Here is a 26,138-nt window from a genome sequence, read left to right as displayed (position 1 = left end):
ATATGAGTGATGTACCAAAAGGTATAAGACGTTGGCTGTTTTCTACTAATCACAAAGATATAGGGACACTATACATTATTTTTTCCATATTAGCTGGAATTATTGGTGGATTATTATCGGTAATTATTCGTACTCAGCTAATGCACATTAATATACTTAACAATAATTACCAGCTATATAACGTAATGATTACAGGGCATGCGGTAATAATGGTGTTTTTTATGATAATGCCAGCCTTAATGGGAGGATTTGGTAATTGGTTCGTACCTCTCATGATTGGTGCACCAGATATGGCATTTCCTCGTATGAATAATTTAAGTTTTTGGTTGTTAGTGTCATCTTTTATTCTGCTTATTCTCTCGGTGTTTGCTGGCGAAGGTCCTGGGACAGGATGGACTTTATACCCACCTCTATCGCAAATCATGTCTCACCCAAGTGCAGGAGTTGATCTTGCTATACTTGCACTTCATGTTGCTGGTATGTCATCAATTGTTGGGGCGATCAACTTTATAGTCACTATATTCAATATGCGTGCAAAAGGCATGTCACTCACTAAAATGCCACTATTTGTTTGGTCTGTTTTACTAACGTCATTTATGTTAATTGTTGCCTTACCGGTACTTGCTGGTGCTATAACTATGCTGCTAACTGATCGCAATATTGGTACTTCCTTTTTTGATCCTGCTGGTGGCGGTGATCCTGTGTTATTTCAACACCTGTTTTGGTTTTTTGGTCATCCAGAAGTTTACATAATTATTTTTCCTGCATTTGGCATCATAAGCCAAGTCGTATCAACTTTTTCCCATAGGCCAGTATTTGGCTATAAAGGGATGGTTTATGCTATGATAGGTATAGCAGCATTTGGCTTTATGGTTTGGGCTCATCATATGTTTACTGTTGGGCTTAGCGAAGATGCTGCTGTATTTTTTAGCACTACAACAATTTTTATTGGCGTTATAACTGGTGTAAAAGTCTTTAGTTGGATTGCAACTATGTGGGGTGGGGCGATTGAATTTAAAACTCCCATGCTATTTGCACTAGGTTTTATTTTCATGTTTGTTGGTGGAGGTATAACGGGAATAATTCTTTCTCACGGTGGAATAGATAAACTTTTGCACGATACCTATTATGTCGTTGCTCACTTTCACTATGTCATGTCGCTTGCCGCATTATTTGGAGCCTTCGCTGGTTTTTATTATTGGATAGGCAAAATGTCAGGTAAGCAATATAACGAGTGTTTAGGAAAGGTACACTTTTGGCTCACTTTTATTAGCACTAATGTTACTTTCTTACCTCAGCATTTCCTAGGATTAGCCGGCATGCCAAGGCGTATACCTGATTATCCCGATGCGTTTATCCCTTGGAATTATATATCCTCAATTGGTTCATATATGTCCTTTGTTTCAGTTATGTTTTTTATATTTATAGTTATACATCTCTTCAAATGGGGCAAAAAAACTGGAGATAATCCTTGGGAAGGTGACACTTTAGAATGGACGGTATCTTCACCACCGCCTTTTCATACTTTTGAAAAACCACCAGTGATAAAATAGAATGTACACAAGTGTTTTGCTAAATATTGAATCAACAATACTGGATTTTTGGCATTTGCTAAAGCCAAGGATAATGTATCTTGTGGTATTTACTGCAGTTGCTGGTATGGTTACTGCACCAGGTAGCATTCATCCTTTCCTTGCACTAATATCTCTTATATGCATTGCTCTTGGCTCAGGATCTGCAGGTGCAATAAATATGTGGTATGACAGAGATATAGACTTGCTTATGAAGAGAACAAAAAACCGCCCTATACCTTCAGGTAAAGTTTCTGCAGAAAGCGCGCTTGAGTTTGGTATAACTCTTGGAATATTGTCAGTATTTATCATGGCAATAGCAGTGAACTATGTTTCTGCTGCTTTGCTTGCAATTAGCATATTATTTTATGTTTTTGTGTATACAATTTGGCTCAAAAGGCGTACTCCGCAGAATATTGTTATCGGCGGTGCAGCAGGTGCTTTTCCTCCAATGATTGGCTGGGCGGTTGTAACTGACTCTGTAAGCTGGGAAAGTTGTATTTTATTTTTAGTAATTTTTATGTGGACTCCGCCACACTTTTGGGCCCTATCTTTAAATAAGTCTGAAGACTATGCAAAGGCATCGATTCCAATGTTCAATATTGTTTATGGTCCGGAAAAAACAAGAAAATATATATTAATTTATAGTGTCTTGCTGGTGCTAACTAGCTTGCTTCCAGCACTATTTTTGAAAAAGGCTCTATTTTACATGAGTATGGCAATTATTGAAGGTTGTGTTTTTATTTGGTTTGCCGTATCCGTTATAAGGCTTAAGAGTCATAGCTCACAAAAAAAAATGTTTTCTTACTCAATTTCTTATCTATTTTCTCTGTTTGCTAGTATTATTTTTTGTTCTATTGACTTGTTTTGACTATGAAAGAACATAAAAACTATCTTTTACTTTCTCTTCTAATAATACTCGTTGTAGCACTTTTTTTTGTTTCCATAATAAAATTTAAAGGTGTGGCTTAAATTGCCTCTATATCTATAAAAATAGTATTTTCATAGAAGTAACGGTATACTTTAATTCATTCACTACAGTAAAGATGAATAAAAAGGAAGTGACAATATACACAGATGGAGCATGCCTTGGTAGCCCTGGTTTAGGAGGGTGGGCAGCGATCATATTATTTCAAAATCATAGAAAGAATATTTTTGGTAGAGAAGAAAATACTACAAATAATAAAATGGAGTTAAAAGCAGTGATCAATGGGCTGAAAGCACTAAAATTTCCTTGTAATGTCAATTTATATACGGATAGTCTTTATGTTAAGTATGGTATGACAGAATGGATAAATAAGTGGAAAATGAATGGTTGGAAGACAAGTAATAAGAAGTCAGTAAAAAATATAGAATTATGGAAGGAATTGGATAATGTTGCTTTGCAACACGAAATTAATTGGAAGTGGGTAAAAGCGCATAATGGTAATAAATACAATGAGGAAGCTGACAGTTTAGCAAGAAAAGCAATAATCGATGCTTAAAAAAATCACTATATCATTTTTTATAATTTTATTATTTATATTCTGCTTCTTTATCTTTTTTAAAGGTGAGGGACCTCTAGAAATCAATATTAGTTATATTAATTTCTATATAAAGAAAAAAATATCAAAGATATTTGCCAATTCGGATGTCAGCATGGAGAGTACCTCGGTTATTTTGCATAAAGATGGCAAGCTAGTCATTACAGATTTAAAAATAACAAATCCTGATTTTACCATAGAAGTCCCTGAGCTTTTCGTACACTTTAAGTTAAGTTCCAAAAAGTTCTCTCAGATTTTAGCTGATAATGTACACATATATATAAAGAAAGAGGAGACCAAAGGGATAACAACATCTGTAATGACAGACAAGATGAGTAGTACAAAAAATCTTCTAAAGGCAATAAGAAAGTTTTTTTTCTACTTCAATGTAGACTCAAGGGTTGAAATTACTAACATTGCTATCAATAAAAACACGGAAGGTGAATTTTTCATTGATAAAGTATCTGCAGGGAAGGGGGAAGATTTCAATGTTTTGGATATTCGTGTCCATACAAAAGAAGGTAAAGGGTTTCTAGATGATGATTTATCCATTACGATAAAAAACCGCAATAATTTACTAAATTTGTATGGAACATTCTATAATCTAAAGTTGGGCCTATTTAACGAGTTTTCCACACTAGTTAAAAGTTACAATTTTGACAAAGAAATAGGATTCAAAGGAAACTTTTCAATTAGAATTAATGGAAAGGATGAAGTTGTGGACGGAAACATATACATATTAAATACAGAGAATCATTCGGACAAAAACTTAGCCTTAACTAATGTAAATGTAAATTTGACATATAGTGATGAAACCATCAGCGTAAAAAACTTTCATTTTAAGTTAAATGGTATGTACCTTTCTTTGATTGGTAAAATGAACTTTAGTACAAGTCATGCTTTGCTTAGAGTTAACATTAGTAAACTTGTTGCAAAGGATTTATGTACTTATGTACCAGATGGTATAGTAAACGATCAATTTAGAAAGTGGTATTGCGGTAATATTGATGGAAATATCATAAATACAATTATAAGTTTTAACGGTAAAATTGATAGCTTAATAAATGATGATCTATCAGGTATTGTAATTGTTGCTGATATAGAAAATGGTAGCGTTCAATTTGATGAGGATTTTGAACAAGTAAAAGAATTAAGCGGTGATCTCACTTTCAAGAATAACAATCTAAAAATTACTGTAAATAGCGCTAAGTTCCAGAATTTCACTATCGATAGTGGTGATATTGAAATGAACTCTCTCAATAAAGAAGATTCTGTTCTCACAATTAATGGTCAGGCTGTAAGTGATGCCTATGGGTTATATGAGCCTATAAAATTCAAGTTGGATGATGTGATGAAAGTTGAAAGAGATAAAGTAGGTGGAATAGCAAAATCTGTATTTAATTTTCGCATCTTTAATCTAAACTCTAGTGACAAAAAGGTAGATTTTTTAGCTAAATTTCATTCTGAAATTGACAATTTGGTCACTTATAATGAAAGTCTTGGTAAATATGATATTAAGCTCGATTTTGGTAGTGACTTTATAGATTTAAATGGTAGCGGCATGGTGAATAACACACAGCTATTATTTGACCTGAAAAGTAGCAACAAAAATGAAAGTTTCGCCTGGAATTTAATCGGAGATTTACCTGCTCAAATACTTAATTTCGATAGTGGCTACATCAATGTAAATATAGAATCAGTGGTAAATCAAGATAAAACGGGATATATTAATGGTAGTATAGATTTATCAGAGCTTGAATTACGTTCAAGTTATTTAGGGTGGAAAAATCGCTTTGAAGATCACAATAAAGTTTTGTTCTCTGTAAAGTTAAAAGGAGTAAGTGAGTTATTAATAGACAAACTAGACATTATGGGAAACGACTTAGATATAAAGTTCAGCGGAAGAGTAGAAAATGGAAATTTATATTTAAATTCTAGCAACTTTAAATTACCTGATAATAATTTTAGTATAGAAATTGAATCAGGTAAGGAGAAAAATGCCATAACTATTCACGGTGAGAAAATCAACTTAAGTGATGTGTTAGGTTTACTTGGCAAAGATAGTAATCGATTAAATAACAAAATAGAAGTTACTATGAATGTTGATAATATAATTATGAAAGAAGGCATTACCATAAAAGATGCCAAGCTGAACGTAACTTGCGCTAAAGGTGATTGCAGTGGAAGTCAATTTAAAGGAAAGTTTTCAGAGGATAATAGTAGTATATTAGCAGAATACAGTGAAATAGGGCTAGAAGTATATGCGGATAATTCAGGTATGCTTTTGCGTTCTTTAGGCATTGGTAAATCAGTTAAAAATGGCAAATTATCTCTTTATCTATCTCCTAAGAGAGAAAATGGAGAACATTATGGTATGTTATCTATCAGCAATTTCTATATCAAAGATGCTCCACTGCTTACCACTTTATTATCAATGTCTTCACTGCCTGGTATTGTAAATGCTATAAGGAACGAAGGTGTACATTTTTATAAGTGTAATGCACCTTTTTCATATAAAGATGGCACTGTTGAAATTGAAGAATCTTGGCTTGAAGGAGCGGAACTAGGCATTAGCACTAGTGGTACGCTCGATATTAAGGGTTATAAATTCCAGGTTGAAGGACAAGTAATACCGGCATACTCAATTAACAAATCTTTGTTGAAAATCCCTATAATCGGAAAACTTCTGACTGGTGGGAAGAGTAGGGGGATTATTTCAATAGACTACAAAGCAAATGGTGATGATAAAAACAATAACGTATCTGTTAATCCTATCTCTTCTCTCACTCCAAGCTTATTTAAGAGGTTATTAGGAGTATTTGATCGTATTATGACAAAAAATAATAAAAACATTTTAAAAGGTAGTGTAGAGAAGAAATTTAGCTCAATATGACCAAAAGAAAAGTTGTTTATTGATGTTTAGTTAGATGGTAAACGTTAGATACAACAAACAGAGGAAGTTAGATAAAATAATTAAGGGAACAAGAATATAAAGGTTTAACTTGAAGTAACCGGATAAAATCTGAGTCACACTTCCAAGTGCTGGTACCCACGAAAGCAATGCAACTGCACAAATCAGTAGGTGCCTTACAATTTTTGGTGTTTTGTCTTCATTCTCTAATTTGTGATGTGATCTTCTGATAAAAATTGTTATTCTACCTAAATACCAGTTAGCTATTCCACCAAGACTGGATCCCGATACTCCAAAAAGTAATATAAGTAGTTGATCGTAATTTGACCTAAAGCATAACATAGTGTAAAGTACAAAACCTTGATGTATGGGTAAGATAAGCGATGATACTAGGCTATCTATAAACAATAGGAGATAATTTTCCATACCAAGTTGTTGTGCCATCTTCGTTGTCAGAAATTGTAACCCCCATTTGTTTCAATTGCTCTCTTATTTTGTCTGCAGTATCATAATCTTTATTTTGTTTTGCTACTTTTCTTAAGTCTATCAACCTTTCTATTTCTTGATGATTCACACCACTTGCAAACCACTCTTGATAACTTGACTCAAGAATACCAATGAACCTTGCGCTTTTAACAAACTTCTTAGTTAATTTGAGCCTCTCACATTCATTACTTGTCTTATTGATTTCTGTAGCCATTTCATGCAATATGGCTACAGCTTCAGGAATGTTTAAATCGTTTTTCAAAGCCTCTATAAAATCTTTAGAGACTTCTGCATCACTTTCCTCAATACATGTACTACGTAATAACCGATAAAACTTGTTTAAAGTTTCTTGCGACTCAGAGATAACATTTTCTGTCCAATCAAGTGGTTTTCTATAGTGAGTTTTGAGCAGTGCATAGCGTATTACTTCACCTCTGACTCCACTATCTAGCAAATCCCTTACTTTAACTATATTAAATAAGGATTTGCTCATTTTCTCTTCATTTACCGTAAGAAAACCGTTATGTATCCAATATTTCGCAAAAATTGATTCAGCAAATGCAGATTTACTCTGCGCAATTTCATTCTCATGATGAGGAAATTGCAAGTCTATACCGCCACCGTGAATATCAAAATCTTTGCCAAGGTAAGCATATGACATTGCTGAACATTCTATATGCCACCCTGGTCTTCCTTCTCCCCATGGACTATTCCAGTGACTTGAAAGTTTATAGTCAGTTGCATTTGCAGGTTTCCAAAGTACGAAGTCTCCTGGGTGTTTTTTATTTTCACCCACTTCAACTCTATTACCATGATCCAACTCATCAATTTTTTTTCCTGATAAAACACCGTACTCAGGGTAAGATTCTACACTAAAATATACATGTTTATTTGATTCATAAGCATGACCAGACTGCAGCAAAGATTCAATTAACTCAATAATTTGGTCTATATTTTCTGTTGCTTTTGGTTCATGTGTTGGTTCTACGCAATTTATGCTTCTCATATCTTCATGAAAAGCTTTGGTATAATATGCGCTGATACTTTCTATATTACTACTTTTCTTATTTGCTGCATTGATTATCTTGTCATCGATGTCGGTTATATTACGCACGTAAGTAACTTTGCCATAACAAAATTTCAGCAGTCGAAATAATACATCATAAACAACAACAGAACGTGCATTTCCTATATGTGCAGTATCATATACTGTTGGTCCGCAAACGTACATTTTTATATGATCTTTATCGATCGGTGTAAAGGGCTCTTTTTTTTTTGTTAAAGTGTTGTAAAGCTTAACCATATACAAAGCTTTTTAGAAAAGAAAATGCTCCAAATATAAGCTGTGGTCCTTTAACTATTACGACAAGAGTAAGTAATAACCCACACAATGATACTAATACTCCCATTATAGAGAGAAATCCATCTTTGCTCATGATACCCAGTGAAATGAGAGTTGTACCAATTGCAGGAATGAAGTTAGTTAAAGGAAGTGGGATTGCTATCGATAATGCACAAAGCAGCATTATAAATGCTAAAATATTTTCACCAGGACCACGAAAAATGAAAGACATTCTTGGTTTCATGAACTTTTCTATTTTTTTTAATGTAGGTGAAGTTTTCTCTACCACGAGAGCTAGTGTTGAACGTTGAAAAGATTTCCTTTCTAGCCAATTAGGCATCCAAGGAGAATCAAACCCAAATAGAAGCTGCAGTGAAAATAAGATTAAAGGTATAGAAAGAATGGTTGTATAGCCAGGTGGAACAGGTATAGGTACTGATAGCGGTAAAGAGAAGATGATTATTAAAATACCAAAACCGCGCTCATGTAAAGCTGTTTTAATATCAAATAATGTTACTTTATCATTATCGTTATTATTAGTATCTGCAACCTCTTTTAGAATATCAGAGGCCAATTTTTTATCTTCAGTCAATTTCACACTTTTTTCCACAGTTACCCTTTAATAACAATATAACTTCTAACTAACATAGTTATTGCTATATTTCAATATCGATTATTCATTTCATGCTGTACTTCATTCTTTTATTAAAGTGTTGTAAAGCTTTTAAGTTATAAGGCTTTTAAGAAGAGAAAGTATTCCGGCTATAAGTTTTGGTCCTTTAACTATTACAATAAGGGTAACCAATAACGCACAGAATGAAACTAACACTCCTAACGTAGATAAAAATCCATCTTTACCCATAATGCCGAGTGAAATAAGAGTTATACCAATTGCAGGAAGGAAGTGAGTAAAAGGTAATGGAAGAGCTATTATTATTGCACAAAGCAACATCATAAAAGCTAGAATCTTTTCACCCGGACCAAGAAAAATAAAAGACATTCTTGGTTTCATGAACTTTTCTATTTTTTTTAATATAGGTGAAGTTTTCTCTACCACGAGAGCTAGTGTTGAACGTTGAAAAGATTTCCTTTCTAGCCAATTAGGCATCCAAGGAGAATCAAACCCAAATAGAAGCTGTAGTGAAAATAAGATTAAAGGTATAGAAAGAATGGTTGTATAGCCAGGTGGAACAAGTATAGGTACTGATAGCGGTAAAGAGAAGATGATTATTAAAATACCAAAACCGCGCTCATGTAAAGCTGTTTTGATGTCGAACAATGTTACTTTATCTGTACTAGACACAACTTAATCTGACAGGGATGAATTAACTGACAGAAGAATTGAGGTAGTTAAAACTAATATCAGTCTCTTGTTTCATGCTACTAATATTTTTCTGAAAAGCAATGTGTTTGCTATTAAGAAAAGTCTGAGTAGGCGTTTTGCCATAGCAATATTTGCCTGAATGAGGCCTTGTCTCATTATAAGAACGCAACCAATGATCAACATCTATCTGCAGATCTTCCAAAGAATTGTAGATTTTCTTGCGAAAAATAATATTGTAACACTCATCTTGCATAGTCTTATGGAATCTCTCGCATATGCCATTAGTTTGCGGAGAATTGGCTTTAGTTCTTGAGTGATCAATATTTTCGATTCCTAAGTATAACTGATAAGCGTGATTCTCTGGTTTGCCACAATATTCTGTACCTCTATCGGTCAAAATGCGCAATAATGGCACGCTTTGTACATCAAAAAATGGTATTACTCTATCATTCAGCAAGTCAGCAGCGGTAATAGCAGTTTTATCTGTATAAAGCTTAGCAAAAGCCACTCTCGAATAAGTATCAATAAAAGTTTGCTGATAGATTCTTCCTATACCCTTGATGTTGCCTACATAATAAGTATCTTGAGAACCTAAATAACCTGGATGCTCTGTTTCAATTTCACCATGTGCTTCCCTTTGTTCTTTAACTTTTTCTAAAGCCGCAAGTTGCTCCTCTGTTAGAATTATTCCATCTTGCATAACTTTTGCCTCAAGAGCCCTCAGTCTTTTTTTGAAGGTCTCAAGGTCATTTCTCAGCCATACAGATCTCACTCCACCTTCAGAGATTATTATGCCCCTTTTTCTCAGTTCATTTGCAGCTCTTTGTTGTCCATATGCAGGAAATTCTGTTGCAATATTAACTACAGCTCTTTCCATGTCTTCAGAGACTCTGTTTGCCATAAGTGGTTTTTTCTTGCTTATCTCATGCAGCGCTTCTTCTCCTCCATTTTCATATAGTTCTTTGAATCTATAAAATGTATCCCTTGAATATCCCATAACCTTGCATGCTTGAGACACATTTCCAAGCTGTTTTGCTAGCTCTAGCAATCCTAGTTTCGGCTTTAGTATTTTTGTTTGTATCGTACTCATTTCTAACACTCCTTTCTTTTATTATTTTATAACTTACTTTTTTAAAGTGTCAGATCAAGTCTTGTTTAATACACTTTTTATCACTATCGTTGTTATTGGTATCTGCAACCTCTTTTAGAATATCAGAGGCCAATTTTTTATCTTCAGTCAATTTCTCACTTTCTTCCACGATTAACCTTTAATAACATTCTAACTAACATAATTATTTCAATCATACCTCTTCAATTCTTTAGCCTTGTTTAAACAAATGACACGCACTTTAGTGCGTGTCACGAAACATAAGGAAGCTAACGATCTGGTTCATTAGATGATAGTTTCTCTGAATCCTTAAGTTCTTGTTTAAGGTTTTTAATGCCTTTGCCTAAATCACCCATAACTTGTGGTAACCTACCTGCACCAAACAGAACTAAGATTATTATTAAGACTAGAAACAGCTGCCATGGACCTAAACTCATTTGTACCTCCGTTGAAAATATTAACTTTTATGTATTAAAACTTGACTGAAGCCAAGTGATACATAAATTATATCACTTTTATTGAATTATAAATCAAGAGTTTTTAATTATCTTATAATAGTTTTAGCCTAACATTAAGTTTAGTTTAGCTGTAGAGTAAAAGGAAGCTCACTAAAAAATTTTGCTAACGTATCATCTTTAGGTCTGTGGTATATGTAGCTAGGAACTCCTGATTGAATAATTTTACCATTTTTCATCACGTAAATAAAATCTGCAACTTTCAACGCTTCTTGTGGATCATGAGTTACCATGAGTACAGGAATACTTTTGCTTCTAAAAAGTGACAATATATGGTGCCTTATTCGATATTTGAGCAGTATATCTAAATTAGAAAATGGTTCATCGAGCAAAACAACATCAGGATTTTGCGCCATTACTCTTGCTATTGCAACTAATTGTTGCTGTCCTCCTGATAAAGCATGAGGGTACATGTTTTCATATTTTTCTATATTAAATAGCTTTAAGATTTCCAATGCAGCAAGGTATTTTTCTTTCTTAGAAGTACTGCAAATAGCAAAAGTTATATTTTCTATTACTGTTTTATGAGGAAATAATGCAGAATGCTGAAAAATCAATCCGATATTTCTACGCTCTATAGCAATTGACACTTTGTTACTTGCAACTAATTTATCATTTATAACAATGGTTCCAGATTTTGGATTTTCTATTCCTGCGATTAATTTTAGAATTGTTGACTTGCCACAGCCAGAATGACCTAGTAAACAGGCAACACTTCCTTTCTTCACTTGAATGTTGATGTTGCTTAAAGCAAAGCCATCTTGATTACTATAAAAGTAACTAATATTGTTAACTAGCATTAATCTTTCAATTGGAATCGTATTATTAAATATAACAGTATTACATTCAAGAAATACAGAAATATTTTTTATTATTGTGAATTAATTATACAGGGTGCCTAGAAAAATGCGAGACTTTTTGCTATAATTTTGCATAAATAGCAGAAGACATGGGACTATAGCTCAGTAGGATAGAGCGTTGGATTCCTAATCCGAAGGCCGTGCGTTCGAATCGCACTAGTCCCACTTAATTTTGATAAAGTGGTTTAACAATCAAGAAATTATAATTGGTTTGAAAAGTGATTCTAGGAGCTAGATTGCATGGTTTCTCAAACTTGAATTTACAGGTTCAACCTTATTTTCTCTCATTTCGCTGTAACTTGGAAGTGTAAAATTTTTTACATGTAATCCAGTTACCATTACAACTAAAATAGCTAGGACACTGCAAACTAATGCACCAGCTAAAGATGGAACCGTCACAGCAGCAGCAACAAATAATCCTGCAATAACAACTCCAACAACATCACTCCTTAATGAGGCGTAAAAACTCTCCTTACTTTTTTTGTATTTAGTTTCTTTTTCATGTGGTGGAGAAAATTGAGCCTCTACAAAGCCGTTAGCTTTCTTATCATTATTTGGTGTGACAGTTGGGCCAGTCCTTGTTGATACAGGTGCTTCATTTTTGTTATTATTACCATTAGTACTAACTGGAGGCGCTGTTGCTACAGGTCTACTAATAACATTTCTATTACTATTGGATACACTATTTGTTTCTATGTGGAATGTTTCTTGTTCCTTATTTGTTGCTGATCCATGCGGCACAATTATTTCTCGATCATTTTGTATCAGTGCTGTTGCTGCCACAGAATTCTTTTTTGAAGAAGCAGTGCAGAATGCATCATCCTTTAACTGTTGATATAATCTGTACAATTCACTTTCAGGATCTAGTTTTGATTGCTCTGCATTAACACTTTGCAGTAACGTGCTCAGAATCTCAGCATTGTCATCATCAGTGTAAGAGACAACAAAGCATAATATAGATTTTTCTCCTTCAATTTTGCTAACGTAATACCTTCCTTCTTGACCGATTGCATTGATGATGGTCATTCCATTTTGTAAGAGAAATTTTATAACGTTCAAATTTTGATCTTTAATTGCATATTCTAGTACAGCATTTTTTTCACATTTGCTCTGAAGATTAATTCCCTTACTTCTTAACCTTTTTTGCAAATCTTCAAAACTAGTAACTGTGCTATCCTGTTTTGTAACCCTATCTATATCAAGACACAGATTCCTAATGTCATCATTATTTAGCGTGAGACCAGTGCTTGTATTACTGACATTGGACTCCGCTCCATCAGGTGTGTTTTGCTTCTTGTTTATTGCTGATCTAAGCAGTGCAATTATTACACAGCTTGAGAGATATTTATTGTGATCAGAATTGCTGAAGTCGACTTTAAACTCAGAATCTATTTGAAGTTGTTCTCTGAGTGATAATTTCCCTTCTTCAATTATTTTTAGAAGATTTCTTATACCATCTTCTGGTATACCTGTCATGTACTTTAAAAGTAACTTAACTTTTGGTAGGTCGCCATCTACAGAGGCATTACTCAAAGCCTGAACTTTCTCTTCTCCAGTAAATCTTTTGTTATTCAAGAGTATCTTCATAACTTCAGTGCTCTCATTGTGAGGAGCTGTGTTAAGAACCTCTAGTATTTTCGTATGATCTATGTAATCTAAAAATATCTCAAACTCTTGAACTTTACCTTCATTAACGGCGGTCAACAAAGCATTCGATTTTCTTTCTTGATCAAATTTATCGCTATCCAAAAATATCTTTATAACGTTAGGTTTTTTACCTGACACAGCGTAATCTAATACAGTTTTAGAAGTAGTATCTCCAATATCAATTTTAATATTTGACTTTGCGAGCAATTCAACAATTTTTAGAAATGTATCATAATCATTTAAAATACTGCTTTTCCCTGAGCGGAGAATATCCATAAACAAATCACAAATCTTTGCATCTGTTGGCCCACTTTGTTTTAGCTTCTCACCAAATTCCTGAGCAGCTATATTAGGATTATCAGTTACAAATTTCTTTACATCTTCATAAGTTAAATTACCGATCATATTCAAATCTTACTATTGTTGCTATACGCTTATTATATCAACTTTTTCATTATTCAGTCAAGTAATCTTGCAGTATCAAATGGCATGATATATATTGATTTATAATTCTCGAGTAAATGATGGAAGATTTAGCTTATAAGTTAATGAAAGTGACTGAAGCTGCAGCACTTGCTGCATATAAATTGGCAGGCCTTGGTAATGAAAAAAAGGCTGATCAAGTTGCAGTTGATGCAATGCGTACGGTGCTAAACTCAATGGAAATAAATGGTACAATTGTGATTGGGGAAGGGGAGAGGGACGAAGCACCGATGCTATATATCGGAGAAAAAGTTGGCACAGGAAGTGGCCCTGAGATTGACATCGCTGTTGATCCACTTGAAGGCACTACGATTTGCGCTCATTATAAACAAGGGGCAATGTCTGTTCTTGCTGCAACAAAAAAAGGTAATTTTTTACATGCACCTGATGTTTATATGGAAAAGATAGCAGTGGGAAAAAATCTCCCAGAGGGTGTAGTCTCACTAAAAAATAGGATTGAGAAGAATCTGGACAATTTAGCCAAGGCAAAAGGATGTAAAGCAAGTGATCTTATAGTAACTGTACTTAAACGTGAAAGACATGATGAATTAATAGCAAAAATTAGGAAGCTAGGAGCAAAAGTGAAATTAATAGATGATGGTGATGTTGCAGCCGTAGTTTCGCTAATAAATGGCAATCACGATATGTATATTGGAATAGGAGGAGCTCCAGAAGGAGTGCTTGCAGCAGCAGCGCTAAGTTCAATCGGTGGGCAGATAGAAGGAAGATTAATATTTGACACGGATCAATTAAAAGAAAGAGCAAAAAATTTGAATATCACTGACCCAGAAAAAATCTACACCGTGAAAGACATGGCAAAAAGTGAATCAGTGTTCATTGCAACTGGAGTAACAAATGGAGAGTTTGTGGATGGAGTAAAGTTTGGCCAAGATATTTGTCTGACTAATTCATTAATAATATTGCCTGGTAAACTAATAAAAATACAAACAAAATCAATATCTTAAACATTTGTCATATGCTGATTATGAAATTTTTATAGAAGGAAGATACTTAATAATTATCTTAAAAAAATGAATTTACATGTTAATTTTAGCTTTACAACATTTGGAATTAAGTTATAGTTAAATAGTAATACTAAGAGGTGCTTAATGTTTAGTTCACTAACTAATTTTTTTACTAATACGTCTAAAAAGAAAAGTTCTCAATCTGAAGAAAATAATCATTCTTTCTCTAACAGCACAGAAAGTTTATTAGTCCAATCTACTAAAAAAAATCCTCAACTTGATGATCAAAGTAGAACTGACGCGTCTCCTCAAACAAATCTTCAATTTAGTGAGGATGATGTAAAAAACGTGCTCCAAGACTTCGAAAAATTGGATTTTAAGAACAGTAATGAGTGTTTTAACGAAATAGCAGAAGATTATGAAAGGAGGAAAAAAAGTGACCTTTTTAACTACGTAATATTGAATAAGCGAAAATACATAACAGATATATTAGATCAGAGGCTTGCCCATAAAGATCAAGAAAATTTTAGGAAGAAATTTAGTGAATATCTTCTTAAAATAAATGAGAAAATGAATTATGGGAAAGAATTTCAAAATAAACTTCAATTTTTTGAAGATAGGGTAGAAGAAGTATTATCAGATTTTAGAAAATTGAATTTTGGCCTTAAGGATAATTTGTGTAAAGATGATAAGGATAACGTAAATTATAATAAAGGCTGGCCTGCAGATCCATTTGACAAAATAGCGAATTATTATCGATGGAATAAGAACATTTTCCTTTTTAATTATGTAGTATTAAGTAAGCAAAAAGAAATAATAAGTATATTGAATGAAAAGTCTATTCCTGAAGACAAGCGAAAGAATTTTAAAAAGAGGTTGGGTAGATATCTTCTTCGAATCGAAGAAGGGATGAGTAACGGACAGGAATTTCTCAAAACTGATAGTGCAGTTGCCTTTTTTGATGGATGTTATGTGCCATGCGCATATGCAAAACGTTCTCTTAATCATTATGATCATCTTAGTATTAATATTTCTAAGCCTGGGTGTAGCTTAGAAATCAGCCGTCTTTTCACTAACAAAATTGAAGGGATGGAAAGAAATAAAAATGAGGTAAAGATAGTAGAAATATACAGTAACGATAAAAGAATAGCAACGGTTGAGAAGAATGATAATGGAAAAAGAAATTACCGCTTTGCAAAAGATGCAACATGCGATATGAAAATTAGGTGGAGTGCAGAAGATGAGAAAGGTAATTCTGTTAACTGCTTTATTAGTTTAAATGTAAATCCTAGTAACATTGAGATTGGTCAGACAACTATTAATGGTGAAAATGTTGAAGTAAAGGAAATTTTAGAATTAGCTAAGCAAAATAAGGATATGCTTATAGAAAATCAAGATTTATATGAATTTTTAGAAGAATGTCCGGAGAACGTACTATGTGAGGAGGAGGAGAATATACAACCACAGGGAAAAGAAGTTGTTACAACACCTAGCTCCATTCTCCATGACGTGGAACTAGATGAGATCAGCGAAGAGAAAGATATAATAAACAGAGGCCGTATTCCTTGGTTTTTTGGTAGTTAGATGTATACTACACATTAAACCTAAAGTGCATTATATCACCATCTTGCACTATATAGTCTCTGCCTTCGAAGCGAATTTTGCCTGCATCTTTACATGCTGATTCGCTTCTGTATTTTACATAATCTGCAAAGCTTATAGTTTCTGCTTTTATAAAGCCTTTCTCAAAATCAGTGTGAATTACACCTGCTGCTTTGTCAGCTGTTGATCCTATCTTTATTGGCCATGCCCGTGCTTCTTTTGGCCCTACAGTAAAAAAAGTTATCATACTTAGCACTTCATACATAATACGTGCTACTCCATCAAGTCCTGATTCTTGCAAGCCAAATTCTGATAAAAAACTCTGTTTTTCTTCTTCGCTATCAAGATTTGCAATATCTGCTTCGAGTTTTGCTGAAATACAATAAAATTTGCTTTTATTTTCCTCTGCCATTTTCTCTACCTTTTTAGATAATTCATTACCAGTTATAACATTTGTATCCTCAACATTGCAGACGTACATAACAGGCTTTGTTGTTAGCAATTGAAGCAACTTCATTTCATCTCCATCAATATGCTCTAAACTTCTTGCAGGCTTGCCAAGTTTTAAAGTAGCTAATACCTCTTGCATTAATTCAAGTTGTCTCTTTAGCTCTTTATCACCTTGCTTTGCTTTTTTTTCAAGTTGTGGAAGCCTTTTTTCTATGCTATCAATATCAGCTAGAATTAATTCCATTTCCACTATTTCAGCATCTGATATTGGATCTACAGTGCTGTGTACGTGACTGATATCGTCATCCGTAAAGCATCTGAGCAGATGAACAATGGCATCAACTTCTCTGATATGACTTAAAAATTTATTTCCTAGTCCTTCACCCTTGCTTGCACCCTTAACCAGGCCTGCAATATCTACAATTTCTAATTGGTTGTAGATTACCTTCTCTGAACTGGCAATTGCGGCAATTTGTTTCAAACGCTGATCTCGTATTGGCACTTTGCCAACATTTGGCTCGATTGTACAGAAAGGATAGTTTGCAGCTTCGGCTGCACTTGACTCTGTAAGTGCATTAAATAAAGTTGATTTTCCTATGTTTGGCAATCCAACTATGCCACAATTAAAGCTCATATTTGCTATTTAAAGCTATAATTATTGCATAATTTAAAAATTTTTGCTATACTTTAATTATCTGCTTGCTTAGCTTAAGTGAAGGTAAAAATATGGCTGAATTTAGAAAACGAAAACTACCAAATGATTTTCTTGATGTAGATGCAAAAAGACTCAAGGTTTCAGACAATGATGTGAAGCAAGAATTTTTTGCTAATCAAGTAGTTAAGTATGATACTATAGGTGATGGCAATTGCTTTTTCCATGCAGTGTTTGGTGATAATAGCTCCGGTCCATATAAAGCTGAAAGAGCACAAGATATGAGAATGGAATGGCACAAATTCTTAAGTCAATTTACGTCTTTAGATGATTACAATATGCCAGATTCTTTAAGGAGTCAGCTAGAAAAAGTTTTTAATATGTTTTTAAACAAGCCAGGAGATTTAACTGGCGAGTCTGATAAAATAAAGGAGTTGGTTGAGCAAACAAAAAGGAAAATTGAAAATGTTGAAGATAATGTGAAGAGGTTAGTGAATAAAGTTGTTAGCAAACTTAATATACCGTGTGATCAAGCTATGCTTAATTTAAGAGAATATGCAGAGACTCTTAATAACCATAGTAAAGATGAGTACGATGACCAATATAACAGTGAATTTATTACACGCTCATTTCTTAATGAATCTAAACTTTATCAAGCTTACCTTAAGGCAATAGAAAGCCCAAATTATTTTATTTTCATTGAAGAAGTTCAGGTATTAGCTTCTTTAGCTAATATTGAAATTAATGTCCATTGTGAAGTGGATGGTAGAGAGGAACAACAAAAGTTTGAACCAAATCCTGAAATGATAAACAATGATCAACTAAATGAGTTCTTGAATCGTGAGAGTTATAAATTAAATGACGAGTTATGGGGTAGTAAAGAGAGAGAAACAATATATCTTGAAGGAAATCATTACTCTAGAGCTAAGACTAAGGAAATTCAAGAACAAGAAGACTTCCTATTAGCAAAACGGTTTCAGATAGATGAGATTTTAGAATATTGTAATATTACAAAAAACATTTCTGAGAGAGAAAAAGTTGAGAAGAGATTTGATGAGTTATTGGCAAAAAATGCTGATGGAAAAATTGATGATGTTGTAGAGCAGTGCGCTTGTGATATAAAGCAACACATAGAGCGCTCTGAGCAGCAGAAGTCTTTCAGTCCATCGTGTAGTATGGAAGAACCAAGAGTCACATCTCATCAACAGCAACAAATATCTGCACAGTAAATTTTCACAGTCCTACATACTTCTATAGCTTACTATTACCCACAAGTATAGAATTCATGAGCAAGTCTCCATCCTTCTGCTAAATCAAAGAGACGTTTCCATCCCTTCCACAAGGCTATAGGACCTGGTTCTAAGTCATTTTTGCGAGCTAAAAACCCTCCTAACTTGGCCACCCACCTCACAATTTCTCTTATAGGTGGTGGAGTCTCAGGATAGTTTTTTGTCTTAAGCATTTTGGTATATAAAACCTTCCATTCGTCATCAGTCAGTATGACAGTGCAAGAAAGATTCGGATTTGTTCTAGCTACCAATGTAATAAAAAATATTCTCCATGCAATTATACTCATAATTGTAAGAAAGCGGATCAATCTATCTGCTGTTTGGAGCCTACATTCTTCAACTTTAAGACCGGATTTCAAAATTTTATGAAAAACCTCTATTCTCCATCTTAAGCAATACCATTGTATTTTTTCTACTGCTTCTTCAAAATTATTAATATTTATATTTGTTAACAAAATCCAGTTTATGGGCTCTTCGCCAAATGGGGGATATCTTTCTATAACATAGACAGCATTTAAATTTAAATTAGGAAGTTTTTGGGTTTTACGTCTAGCGTTGTTTTTTGATGCATTCATCACAAAGTTACTAAACTTTACTTCTAAAACTGTTGTTCTTTGAGGTTTTTTATCGCGAGCAGGAATACTCACTTGAATTTCTCCTTGACAAGACATGCGATTCATCAAATCCCACAATCTTTCACCACCTTTTTCAGAATAAGTCGACTTCTTGTTTACTGTTCTGTTTTGATTTCCTCTTACTACAAAAAGAGATTGATTAGTGGAAGCAACTTCAAATAAATCATAAATATCTGCTTCTCTATCACAAACGGTAACTACCTTAACATCCTTTAATCCAGGATGTTTAGTAGAGTCTTTAAGTGATGCTATCCACCGTATGCTTTCTTTCTCTTCTATGGGAAGAGCAGTATTATGGCTTCTTCTTTTCAACTCCTTTAGGTCTTCAGTTAAGGAAGGTCTAGTACTAATTTTTTGATCCAATAATCCTATAGGTAGTCCTTCTGTTGTAACTGCAAACGTTGTATGCATCACTAATCCATGGGTTTTAAAATTAGTTGTTTTAGATGTTAATCTTGCTGCTATAATCCCTAATCCTTCGGTCTTTTTATGATTTTTATATGAAATATAACTCGTATCCTGGATAGCTAAGATAGTTGAGTATTCTTTAGCTCTTTCAACAGTTTTAATTATATGACTGTCTAATATTTTTCTTTCAGAAATGGCATCGTTTTGGAAAAATCTATAAGCTGCTTTACTTTGATGCCAATCTTCACAAGCTTGATTTATTGAACGCTCAGGCGATTCAGCAAAACTATTAACTATTTTTAGAAGCCTTTTACTTAATCTTATATCACCAAAATTAACAATTCCAAATTCACTTTCTGCCCATTCGCCAGTTGAGGTATTTATAGTTCTTTTCATCATATATTCCATTTTTAGACCATAGATCTATTTATAATAGAAAGTTGAATTAGTAAAATAGCAGCTTTTTCTCCATTTTTAGATTTATGGGTAATAGTAAGGTCTTGATTAAGGGGGAATATGGGACAGGAAAAAGTGAATTGGCTAGAAGCTACGCATATAGTAAGGAGAGTAATATTTGGACAAAAGTTGTATGGATAAATGCTAAAACATATGACACTCTTTTCAATTCATTTCGTAATTTAGCTAAAGAATTAGGAATTTCTACAGAAAATCATATTGATCTTAATGTTGTTCGAGATAGAGGAATTGAATCTATTGTCAAGGATGTATATAAGTATGTTCGAGACGTAAAAAGTCTTTTTATTTTTGATAATGCCACTAATTATGAGGAGATTGAAAAATTTTTACCATCCTATTTTCCTAATTTGTTTTTTCATGGAGAAAAGCCTTACGTTTTAATTACTTCTCGTAGCAAGAATTGGGAAAAAGAAATAGAAAAGACACAGTTGAATGATGGATTTTCTCTAGGAGAAGCTATAACATTTATTGAAAGAGCCTTAGAAGTAAAAGATAGGTTACAGGATTACTATCTAGTAGGGTTAGCACAAACATTGGGATATCTTCCATTAGCTTTGACACAAGCAACAGCATATATTACACAAGAAAAGATTAATGTTAGTGAATATCTAAAACTCTATAATGAAGAAATGAAAAAACCGAATCCTAATTGTCTCGAGGCGCTAGGTCTCACCAAAGAATTATTTATAACTTTGACGCTTAACCTTGATAAAATAAAAAGAGAAGAAAATGTTGGGCAGCAATCGCATGATATTGTATCATATATGGCTTACTTGGATCCCAATCAAATTGATATAGAAGAAATTTTCCTCCAGAAGGAATCAGAAAAAGGTAAGCAACAAGTTTTGGATGCTCTTAATCTACTCAATAAGTTTTCAGTGATTGAGCTAGAGAAGTCAATAGCAAGAGTTCATAAAGGGATACAAAAAACAGTAAGAGTAGAGAAAGAACGAACAGGAATAGAAGAAGAAACTTTAAGAGAAATTATGACATCATTTTCCCTTATAAATCCGAATCACATTATATCTGTTTGGAGTCATGTAAGTAAATATGACAGATTAGTTAATGAATTTATTGATTCTATTTATGATAAAAGTACTATCTTACATTTACTAGCCAAAGATGGTAATGAAGAAGTTATTAAGCTGATATTAGAGAAAATAGAACCTAATAAATTAAGCAAAGTTATTAATGCTATTGATGAAAAGAATTTTACTTCTTTAGATTATGCTATCATACATGGTCACTTAGGTACTGTTCAGCATCTTGTAAGGAAAGGGGGTGATGTAAATCTAAAGAACACAAAAGGTATGAATCCTTTGCACTTTGCTGCCGTATATGGTCACTTAGATATTGCTAAATACCTTGTAGCGCAAGGGGCTATAATAAAATCATTAAACAAAGATAGTATGTGTCCTTTGCACTTTGCTGCTATATATGGTCACTTAGATATTATTAAATACCTTGTAGAGGAAGGAGCTAGTATAAATATAAAGGATAAAAATAACATGCGTCCTTTGCACTTTGCTGTTATATATGGTAGATTGGATATTGTTGAATATCTTGTAGAGAAAAGAGCTAATATAAATCTACGTAGTAAAGAAGGTGAGAGTCCTTTGCACTTTGCTAGTAAAAATGGTTGTTTAGCTATTGTTAGCTACCTTGCAAAAAAAGGTGCCTCTTTAAATCTAGGGGATAAAGATTATATGAATCCTTTCCTCTATGTTGCTGAAAGTAATAGGTTAGATATTGCTAAATATCTTATAAAGGAAAAGGTATTTATTTCGAATGTAGATCAATATGATAAAAATTATATGAGTTCTACGTGCTATACTGCTATGTGTAATCACTTAGATAGTATTAAGTTCTTTGTGGTGCAAAAAACTATGGTAGATCCGTGTAACAAAGGTAGGATAAGTATTTTGCACTTTGCTGCTGTACGTGGTTATTCAAATGTTATTGACTATTTTGTAGGAGAGGGAGCTAATGTAAATGAAAAGGACAAAGATGGTATGAGTCCTTTATTTTATGCTCTTACCATTACCATTAACCACCCAGATATTGCTCTCGACCTTATTAACCATTTTTCTCTTTTAACGCAACGAATTAATGTGAAATCTAAACTCAAGAATTTTTTGCATGAAAGACAACAGAGGAGATCTGCGCATTTAAACGAGCCTAAAAAAAGAAAATTAGAAAATATAAGTGCAACATTTGAAGAAAATGCATCAAATATACAATTGCTTCAAGGTAGTCAGAATCTATCATCTGACATATCAATGCAATTTGAAGGTCTTGCTGATAGAACGGAAAGCGTGATTAATATAAATAGTGAGATGATGCCCGCATGTTTACTTAATAGTGTTGCTGTAGAATCTATGAATAACAAGAGCTTAAGAACATAATTTTACAAGTGGAAAAATTTAAGTTTTGGAAAGCAGAAAGAAGTAGTGAAAAAGTTAATAAGAACAGTATTGGTGAGAGAGGATGGAATAGAGGTGAATTCAGAGGATAAGGTGGAATTTATACCAATAAAAAAGAAAGGAAACAAATGCACAGTAGTAGAGCCAGAAGGGAAAACAAATAATGCGCTACTGAAAGCAGTGGTAAGAGCTCATTTGTGGAAACGGCAACTAGAAGAAGGAAAATACGAAAGTGTGAAGGAGCTGAGTGCCAAAATTAATATAGGTACAAGACGTATACAGCAAATTTTAAGGTTGAATTATTTAGCTCCGAGAATTAAAGAAGACATAGTAAATGGGAGACAGCCAAGGGGTTTGAGGTTAGTGGATTTAAGAGAAATACCGATGCTGTGGAGTGAGCAATTGGAAAAGTTTTACAAATTGGTGCCTTAATTAAGCAATTAATAAGTTGTTAATATAACTAATTTATAAAATTAAATATTGTAGAGCAAGGAAAGTAATGCCAAAGTTTAAAAAGATTAAGAACAAAAAAAATATAATCTATAAGCTTGCAGGTGATCAGGATAATTTTACAAATGAAGATAAAAAAAAGCTTTTCAAGCTATTAAAGAAGATAGAAAACGGTGAAAGTATTAGTGAAAAATTTAATAAGTCTAATTACAACACACAGAAACTTCTTACAAAAAAAATAATTTACAAAGACGAGGAAAAGGAAGGGACTCTGACGCTGCTGTGCCAATCTATGTTCTATAAAAATAATCAAGCTTTTGAGGAGCTTTTACAAGAAACAATAAATCAAGGAATCTTACAGGATGTTCTTAGTGAGGAATTGACCCAAAAATTGCCAAATGGTCTAACAATAACTTACACTGCACTGGTATCCTGCATATTAGAGGAAGATAGTAAAGCTATTAGAGCAGTTCTAGAAGCTTCTAAAAAGAATGGTATTTTAAAAGAAATTCTCAACCAAAAAGTGAAAGTAAAGAAAGCAGAAGGTAAAGAGATAAGCCATACACTACTTGACTATGCTAATAAACACAATTGCAAAGAAAGTGCACTGATTCTGAAGGAGTTTGAGGAAATTCTGAATATAGAAGTTGAAGCTGCAAGTAGTAATGTTGAAACTAGATGTGAGGGTATCAATAAAGACTGTAGAGATCTTGAAATACACGAAACTATGTTTGCAAATAGTGAAGAAACCCAAAATATTTCAACAGGAAGCAAAGATCTTAAGCTCACATGTGAAACCAGTGTAAAAGAGGAAAACAAAGACGAAGAAAATTCTTTAAATTTTATTACTGATGAACAAGAAGAAATCGTTAATATATTTGAGGAAGATACAGAAAACAACATTGAGTGGCACAGAGAAAATCGTCATACAAATCAACCCATCTGTAAAATCAATAAGAAAGACCAAAATACTTTTACGCAAACTAATATGCAAGAGCCAAATAGGTCATTTCAAGCTGAACCATATTTTCATATTATATCTAGCATTACCAAAGATAAAAAATCATCAAATCAACCCATTTTAGCTGGAGTTATTGGTGCAGTGTTATTAGTAAGTGGTATTGTGTTTTATATTATGGAAATACATATACTAGGGATAGTTATTGGAATTGCTGGGTTAGCCTGCGTAAGTTTTGGATTGTGTAGTAATTTAGAGCCTAATACCAGGCTTGAAAAAGTAGAGAGTCCTACTATCCACTCTTCAAACCCGATTTCTGGATTAGATTTTAGATAAATTGTACTAGACACAACTTAATCTGACAGGGATGAATTAACTGACAGAAGAATTGAGGTAGTTAAAACTAATATCAGTCTCTTGTTTCATGCTACTAATATTTTTCTGAAAAGCAATGTGTTTGCTATTAAGAAAAGTCTGAGTAGGCGTTTTGCCATAGCAATATTTGCCTGAATGAGGCCTTGTCTCATTATAAGAACGCAACCAATGATCAACATCTATCTGCAGATCTTCCAAAGAATTGTAGATTTTCTTGCGAAAAATAATATTGTAACACTCATCTTGCATAGTCTTATGGAATCTCTCGCATATGCCATTAGTTTGCGGAGAATTGGCTTTAGTTCTTGAGTGATCAATATTTTCGATTCCTAAGTATAACTGATAAGCGTGATTCTCTGGTTTGCCACAATATTCTGTACCTCTATCGGTCAAAATGCGCAATAATGGCACGCTTTGTACATCAAAAAATGGTATTACTCTATCATTCAGCAAGTCAGCAGCGGTAATAGCAGTTTTATCTGTATAAAGCTTAGCAAAAGCCACTCTCGAATAAGTATCAATAAAAGTTTGCTGATAGATTCTTCCTATACCCTTGATGTTGCCTACATAATAAGTATCTTGAGAACCTAAATAACCTGGATGCTCTGTTTCAATTTCACCATGTGCTTCCCTTTGTTCTTTAACTTTTTCTAAAGCCGCAAGTTGCTCCTCTGTTAGAATTATTCCATCTTGCATAACTTTTGCCTCAAGAGCCCTCAGTCTTTTTTTGAAGGTCTCAAGGTCATTTCTCAGCCATACAGATCTCACTCCACCTTCAGAGATTATTATGCCCCTTTTTCTCAGTTCATTTGCAGCTCTTTGTTGTCCATATGCAGGAAATTCTGTTGCAATATTAACTACAGCTCTTTCCATGTCTTCAGAGACTCTGTTTGCCATAAGTGGTTTTTTCTTGCTTATCTCATGCAGCGCTTCTTCTCCTCCATTTTCATATAGTTCTTTGAATCTATAAAATGTATCCCTTGAATATCCCATAACCTTGCATGCTTGAGACACATTTCCAAGCTGTTTTGCTAGCTCTAGCAATCCTAGTTTCGGCTTTAGTATTTTTGTTTGTATCGTACTCATTTCTAACACTCCTTTCTTTTATTATTTTATAACTTACTTTTTTAAAGTGTCAGATCAAGTCTTGTTTAATACAACTATTCGAGAGTGGCTTTTGCTAAGCTTTATACAGATAAAACTGCTATTACCGCTGCTGACTTGCTGAATGATAGAGTAATACCATTTTTTGATGTACAAAGCGTGCCATTATTGCGCATTTTGACCGATAGAGGTACAGAATATTGTGGCAAACCAGAGAATCACGCTTATCAGTTATACTTAGGAATCGAAAATATTGATCACTCAAGAACTAAAGCCAATTCTCCGCAAACTAATGGCATATGCGAGAGATTCCATAAGACTATGCAAGATGAGTGTTACAATATTATTTTTCGCAAGAAAATCTACAATTCTTTGGAAGATCTGCAGATAGATGTTGATCATTGGTTGCGTTCTTATAATGAGACAAGGCCTCATTCAGGCAAATATTGCTATGGCAAAACGCCTACTCAGACTTTTCTTAATAGCAAACACATTGCTTTTCAGAAAAATATTAGTAGCATGAAACAAGAGACTGATATTAGTTTTAACTACCTCAATTCTTCTGTCAGTTAATTCATCC

General features: G+C 33.5%; 20 protein-coding genes, 1 tRNA gene and 3 pseudogenes. 12 read left to right on the top strand and 12 right to left on the bottom strand.

All coding sequences use genetic code 11. The features are described from left to right. Positions 1-2 precede the first annotated feature (2 nt). From ctaD to HGO49_RS01000, 4 genes are all read left to right on the top strand, one after another. Positions 3-1,553, top strand: coding sequence for a cytochrome c oxidase subunit I (gene ctaD, locus HGO49_RS01015; protein WP_017532269.1), 1,551 nt, complete (start codon positions 3-5; stop codon positions 1,551-1,553). A gap of 1 nt (position 1,554) precedes the next feature. Then, a complete protein-coding gene (locus HGO49_RS01010; protein WP_017532268.1) occupies positions 1,555-2,442 on the top strand; it encodes a heme o synthase in 888 nt (295 codons plus the stop codon). Positions 2,443-2,617: 175 nt separating this feature from the next. Continuing rightward, positions 2,618-3,055, top strand: coding sequence for a ribonuclease HI (gene rnhA, locus HGO49_RS01005; RefSeq protein ID WP_017532267.1), 438 nt, complete (start codon positions 2,618-2,620; stop codon positions 3,053-3,055). Further along, positions 3,048-5,987 (top strand): YhdP family protein, encoded by a 2,940-nt coding sequence (locus HGO49_RS01000; RefSeq protein ID WP_017532266.1) that lies wholly within the window; start codon positions 3,048-3,050, stop codon positions 5,985-5,987. Before rnhA ends, HGO49_RS01000 begins: the two co-directional genes overlap by 8 nt. A 30-nt stretch (positions 5,988-6,017) precedes the next feature. Here the strand turns inward: HGO49_RS01000 and HGO49_RS07505 are convergent, their stop codons facing one another. The 8 genes and pseudogenes from HGO49_RS07505 to HGO49_RS00965 form a co-directional block, all read right to left on the bottom strand. Then, positions 6,018-6,431 carry a YqaA family protein gene (locus HGO49_RS07505; protein WP_083852055.1) on the bottom strand — a complete coding sequence of 138 codons (414 nt, stop codon included), beginning with the start codon at positions 6,429-6,431 and terminating at the stop codon, positions 6,018-6,020. Beyond that, positions 6,400-7,794 carry a cysteine--tRNA ligase gene (gene cysS, locus HGO49_RS00995; protein WP_017532265.1) on the bottom strand — a complete coding sequence of 465 codons (1,395 nt, stop codon included), beginning with the start codon at positions 7,792-7,794 and terminating at the stop codon, positions 6,400-6,402. Before cysS ends, HGO49_RS07505 begins: the two co-directional genes overlap by 32 nt. After that, complete coding sequence (locus HGO49_RS00990) at positions 7,787-8,443, bottom strand: exopolysaccharide biosynthesis protein (RefSeq protein ID WP_007302767.1); 657 nt, start codon at positions 8,441-8,443, stop codon at positions 7,787-7,789. The genes cysS and HGO49_RS00990 overlap by 8 nt, the downstream gene beginning before the upstream one ends. Before the next feature lie 114 nt (positions 8,444-8,557). Continuing rightward, positions 8,558-9,136 carry an exopolysaccharide biosynthesis protein gene (locus HGO49_RS00985; protein ID WP_237398558.1) on the bottom strand — a complete coding sequence of 193 codons (579 nt, stop codon included), beginning with the start codon at positions 9,134-9,136 and terminating at the stop codon, positions 8,558-8,560. Between the two features lie 22 nt (positions 9,137-9,158). After that, positions 9,159-10,247, bottom strand: coding sequence for an IS481 family transposase (locus HGO49_RS00980; protein ID WP_096616077.1), 1,089 nt, complete (start codon positions 10,245-10,247; stop codon positions 9,159-9,161). 76 nt (positions 10,248-10,323) lie between these two features. Continuing rightward, a pseudogene (locus tag HGO49_RS07500) lies at positions 10,324-10,416 on the bottom strand (exopolysaccharide biosynthesis protein); the annotation flags it as partial. A gap of 118 nt (positions 10,417-10,534) precedes the next feature. Continuing rightward, positions 10,535-10,702 carry a twin-arginine translocase TatA gene (gene tatA / locus HGO49_RS00970; protein ID WP_006013840.1) on the bottom strand — a complete coding sequence of 56 codons (168 nt, stop codon included), beginning with the start codon at positions 10,700-10,702 and terminating at the stop codon, positions 10,535-10,537. Positions 10,703-10,842: 140 nt separating this feature from the next. After that, a complete protein-coding gene (locus tag HGO49_RS00965; RefSeq protein WP_017531653.1) occupies positions 10,843-11,580 on the bottom strand; it encodes an ABC transporter ATP-binding protein in 738 nt (245 codons plus the stop codon). A gap of 151 nt (positions 11,581-11,731) precedes the next feature. Between HGO49_RS00965 and HGO49_RS00960 the strand changes: the two genes are divergently transcribed. Further along, positions 11,732-11,805 (top strand) — tRNA-Arg (locus tag HGO49_RS00960). A 66-nt stretch (positions 11,806-11,871) separates the two neighbouring features. Here HGO49_RS00960 and HGO49_RS00955 read toward each other — a convergent pair. Next, positions 11,872-13,692, bottom strand: coding sequence for a hypothetical protein (locus HGO49_RS00955; RefSeq protein ID WP_017531652.1), 1,821 nt, complete (start codon positions 13,690-13,692; stop codon positions 11,872-11,874). A gap of 119 nt (positions 13,693-13,811) precedes the next feature. Between HGO49_RS00955 and glpX the strand changes: the two genes are divergently transcribed. Beyond that, positions 13,812-14,735 carry a class II fructose-bisphosphatase gene (glpX, locus tag HGO49_RS00950; protein WP_017531651.1) on the top strand — a complete coding sequence of 308 codons (924 nt, stop codon included), beginning with the start codon at positions 13,812-13,814 and terminating at the stop codon, positions 14,733-14,735. A 144-nt stretch (positions 14,736-14,879) separates the two neighbouring features. Next, entirely contained in the window at positions 14,880-16,319 is a 1,440-nt protein-coding gene (locus HGO49_RS00945) for a hypothetical protein (RefSeq protein ID WP_017531650.1), read from the top strand. A gap of 7 nt (positions 16,320-16,326) precedes the next feature. Here HGO49_RS00945 and ychF read toward each other — a convergent pair whose 3' ends face one another. After that, complete coding sequence (gene ychF / locus HGO49_RS00940; RefSeq protein WP_017531649.1) at positions 16,327-17,421, bottom strand: redox-regulated ATPase YchF; 1,095 nt, start codon at positions 17,419-17,421, stop codon at positions 16,327-16,329. Between the two features lie 92 nt (positions 17,422-17,513). Here ychF and HGO49_RS00935 point away from each other — a divergent pair, with 92 nt between their 5' ends. Beyond that, positions 17,514-18,668 carry a hypothetical protein gene (locus HGO49_RS00935; RefSeq protein ID WP_017531648.1) on the top strand — a complete coding sequence of 385 codons (1,155 nt, stop codon included), beginning with the start codon at positions 17,514-17,516 and terminating at the stop codon, positions 18,666-18,668. Between the two features lie 35 nt (positions 18,669-18,703). On the opposite strand, the gene HGO49_RS00930 is transcribed toward HGO49_RS00935, so the two are convergent. After that, a complete protein-coding gene (locus HGO49_RS00930) occupies positions 18,704-20,170 on the bottom strand; it encodes an IS4 family transposase (protein WP_172758531.1) in 1,467 nt (488 codons plus the stop codon). Between the two features lie 83 nt (positions 20,171-20,253). Between HGO49_RS00930 and HGO49_RS00925 the strand changes: the two genes are divergently transcribed. The 3 genes and pseudogenes from HGO49_RS00925 to HGO49_RS00915 all read left to right on the top strand — a co-directional run bounded on the left by HGO49_RS00925 (position 20,254) and on the right by HGO49_RS00915 (position 24,415). After that, positions 20,254-22,653: an ankyrin repeat domain-containing protein gene (locus HGO49_RS00925; RefSeq protein ID WP_172758438.1), complete on the top strand. Its 2,400-nt coding sequence runs from the start codon at positions 20,254-20,256 to the stop codon at positions 22,651-22,653. A 6-nt stretch (positions 22,654-22,659) separates the two neighbouring features. Continuing rightward, a pseudogene (locus HGO49_RS00920) lies at positions 22,660-23,103 on the top strand (recombinase family protein); the annotation flags it as partial. Positions 23,104-23,170: 67 nt separating this feature from the next. After that, positions 23,171-24,415 (top strand): WD_0033/WD_0034 family tandem repeat-containing protein, encoded by a 1,245-nt coding sequence (locus HGO49_RS00915; RefSeq protein ID WP_172758439.1) that lies wholly within the window; start codon positions 23,171-23,173, stop codon positions 24,413-24,415. A 36-nt stretch (positions 24,416-24,451) separates the two neighbouring features. Here HGO49_RS00915 and HGO49_RS00910 read toward each other — a convergent pair whose 3' ends face one another. Beyond that, entirely contained in the window at positions 24,452-25,540 is a 1,089-nt protein-coding gene (locus HGO49_RS00910) for an IS481 family transposase (protein WP_096616077.1), read from the bottom strand. 75 nt (positions 25,541-25,615) lie between these two features. Between HGO49_RS00910 and HGO49_RS00905 the strand changes: the two are divergent. Beyond that, positions 25,616-26,131 (top strand): annotated as a pseudogene (locus HGO49_RS00905) (integrase core domain-containing protein); the annotation flags it as partial. Positions 26,132-26,138: the final 7 nt, after the last annotated feature.

The organism is Wolbachia endosymbiont of Diaphorina citri (assembly GCF_013096535.2).
In the GTDB taxonomy this organism is placed as follows: domain Bacteria; phylum Pseudomonadota; class Alphaproteobacteria; order Rickettsiales; family Anaplasmataceae; genus Wolbachia.
Note: the sequence above shows the minus strand (reverse complement) of the source record. Positions and strands in the feature narration are given on the sequence as shown.

Excerpts from the sequence above, each read along its gene's own strand:
- HGO49_RS01000 (WP_017532266.1), top strand. The coding sequence starts at position 3,048 with ATGCTTAAAAAAATCACTATATCATTTTTTATAATTTTATTATTTATA.
- HGO49_RS07505 (WP_083852055.1), bottom strand. The coding sequence starts at position 6,431 with ATGGAAAATTATCTCCTATTGTTTATAGATAGCCTAGTATCATCGCTT.
- cysS (WP_017532265.1), bottom strand. The coding sequence starts at position 7,794 with ATGGTTAAGCTTTACAACACTTTAACAAAAAAAAAAGAGCCCTTTACA.
- HGO49_RS00915 (WP_172758439.1), top strand. The coding sequence starts at position 23,171 with ATGCCAAAGTTTAAAAAGATTAAGAACAAAAAAAATATAATCTATAAG.
- HGO49_RS00930 (WP_172758531.1), bottom strand. The coding sequence starts at position 20,170 with ATGATGAAAAGAACTATAAATACCTCAACTGGCGAATGGGCAGAAAGT.
- HGO49_RS00955 (WP_017531652.1), bottom strand. The coding sequence starts at position 13,692 with ATGATCGGTAATTTAACTTATGAAGATGTAAAGAAATTTGTAACTGAT.
- HGO49_RS01010 (WP_017532268.1), top strand. The coding sequence starts at position 1,555 with ATGTACACAAGTGTTTTGCTAAATATTGAATCAACAATACTGGATTTT.
- HGO49_RS00935 (WP_017531648.1), top strand. The coding sequence starts at position 17,514 with ATGGCTGAATTTAGAAAACGAAAACTACCAAATGATTTTCTTGATGTA.
- tatA (WP_006013840.1), bottom strand. The coding sequence starts at position 10,702 with ATGAGTTTAGGTCCATGGCAGCTGTTTCTAGTCTTAATAATAATCTTA.
- HGO49_RS00945 (WP_017531650.1), top strand. The coding sequence starts at position 14,880 with ATGTTTAGTTCACTAACTAATTTTTTTACTAATACGTCTAAAAAGAAA.
- rnhA (WP_017532267.1), top strand. The coding sequence starts at position 2,618 with ATGAATAAAAAGGAAGTGACAATATACACAGATGGAGCATGCCTTGGT.
- HGO49_RS00925 (WP_172758438.1), top strand. The coding sequence starts at position 20,254 with ATGGGTAATAGTAAGGTCTTGATTAAGGGGGAATATGGGACAGGAAAA.
- ychF (WP_017531649.1), bottom strand. The coding sequence starts at position 17,421 with ATGAGCTTTAATTGTGGCATAGTTGGATTGCCAAACATAGGAAAATCA.
- HGO49_RS00910 (WP_096616077.1), bottom strand. The coding sequence starts at position 25,540 with ATGAGTACGATACAAACAAAAATACTAAAGCCGAAACTAGGATTGCTA.
- ctaD (WP_017532269.1), top strand. The coding sequence starts at position 3 with ATGAGTGATGTACCAAAAGGTATAAGACGTTGGCTGTTTTCTACTAAT.
- HGO49_RS00980 (WP_096616077.1), bottom strand. The coding sequence starts at position 10,247 with ATGAGTACGATACAAACAAAAATACTAAAGCCGAAACTAGGATTGCTA.
- glpX (WP_017531651.1), top strand. The coding sequence starts at position 13,812 with ATGGAAGATTTAGCTTATAAGTTAATGAAAGTGACTGAAGCTGCAGCA.
- HGO49_RS00965 (WP_017531653.1), bottom strand. The coding sequence starts at position 11,580 with ATGCTAGTTAACAATATTAGTTACTTTTATAGTAATCAAGATGGCTTT.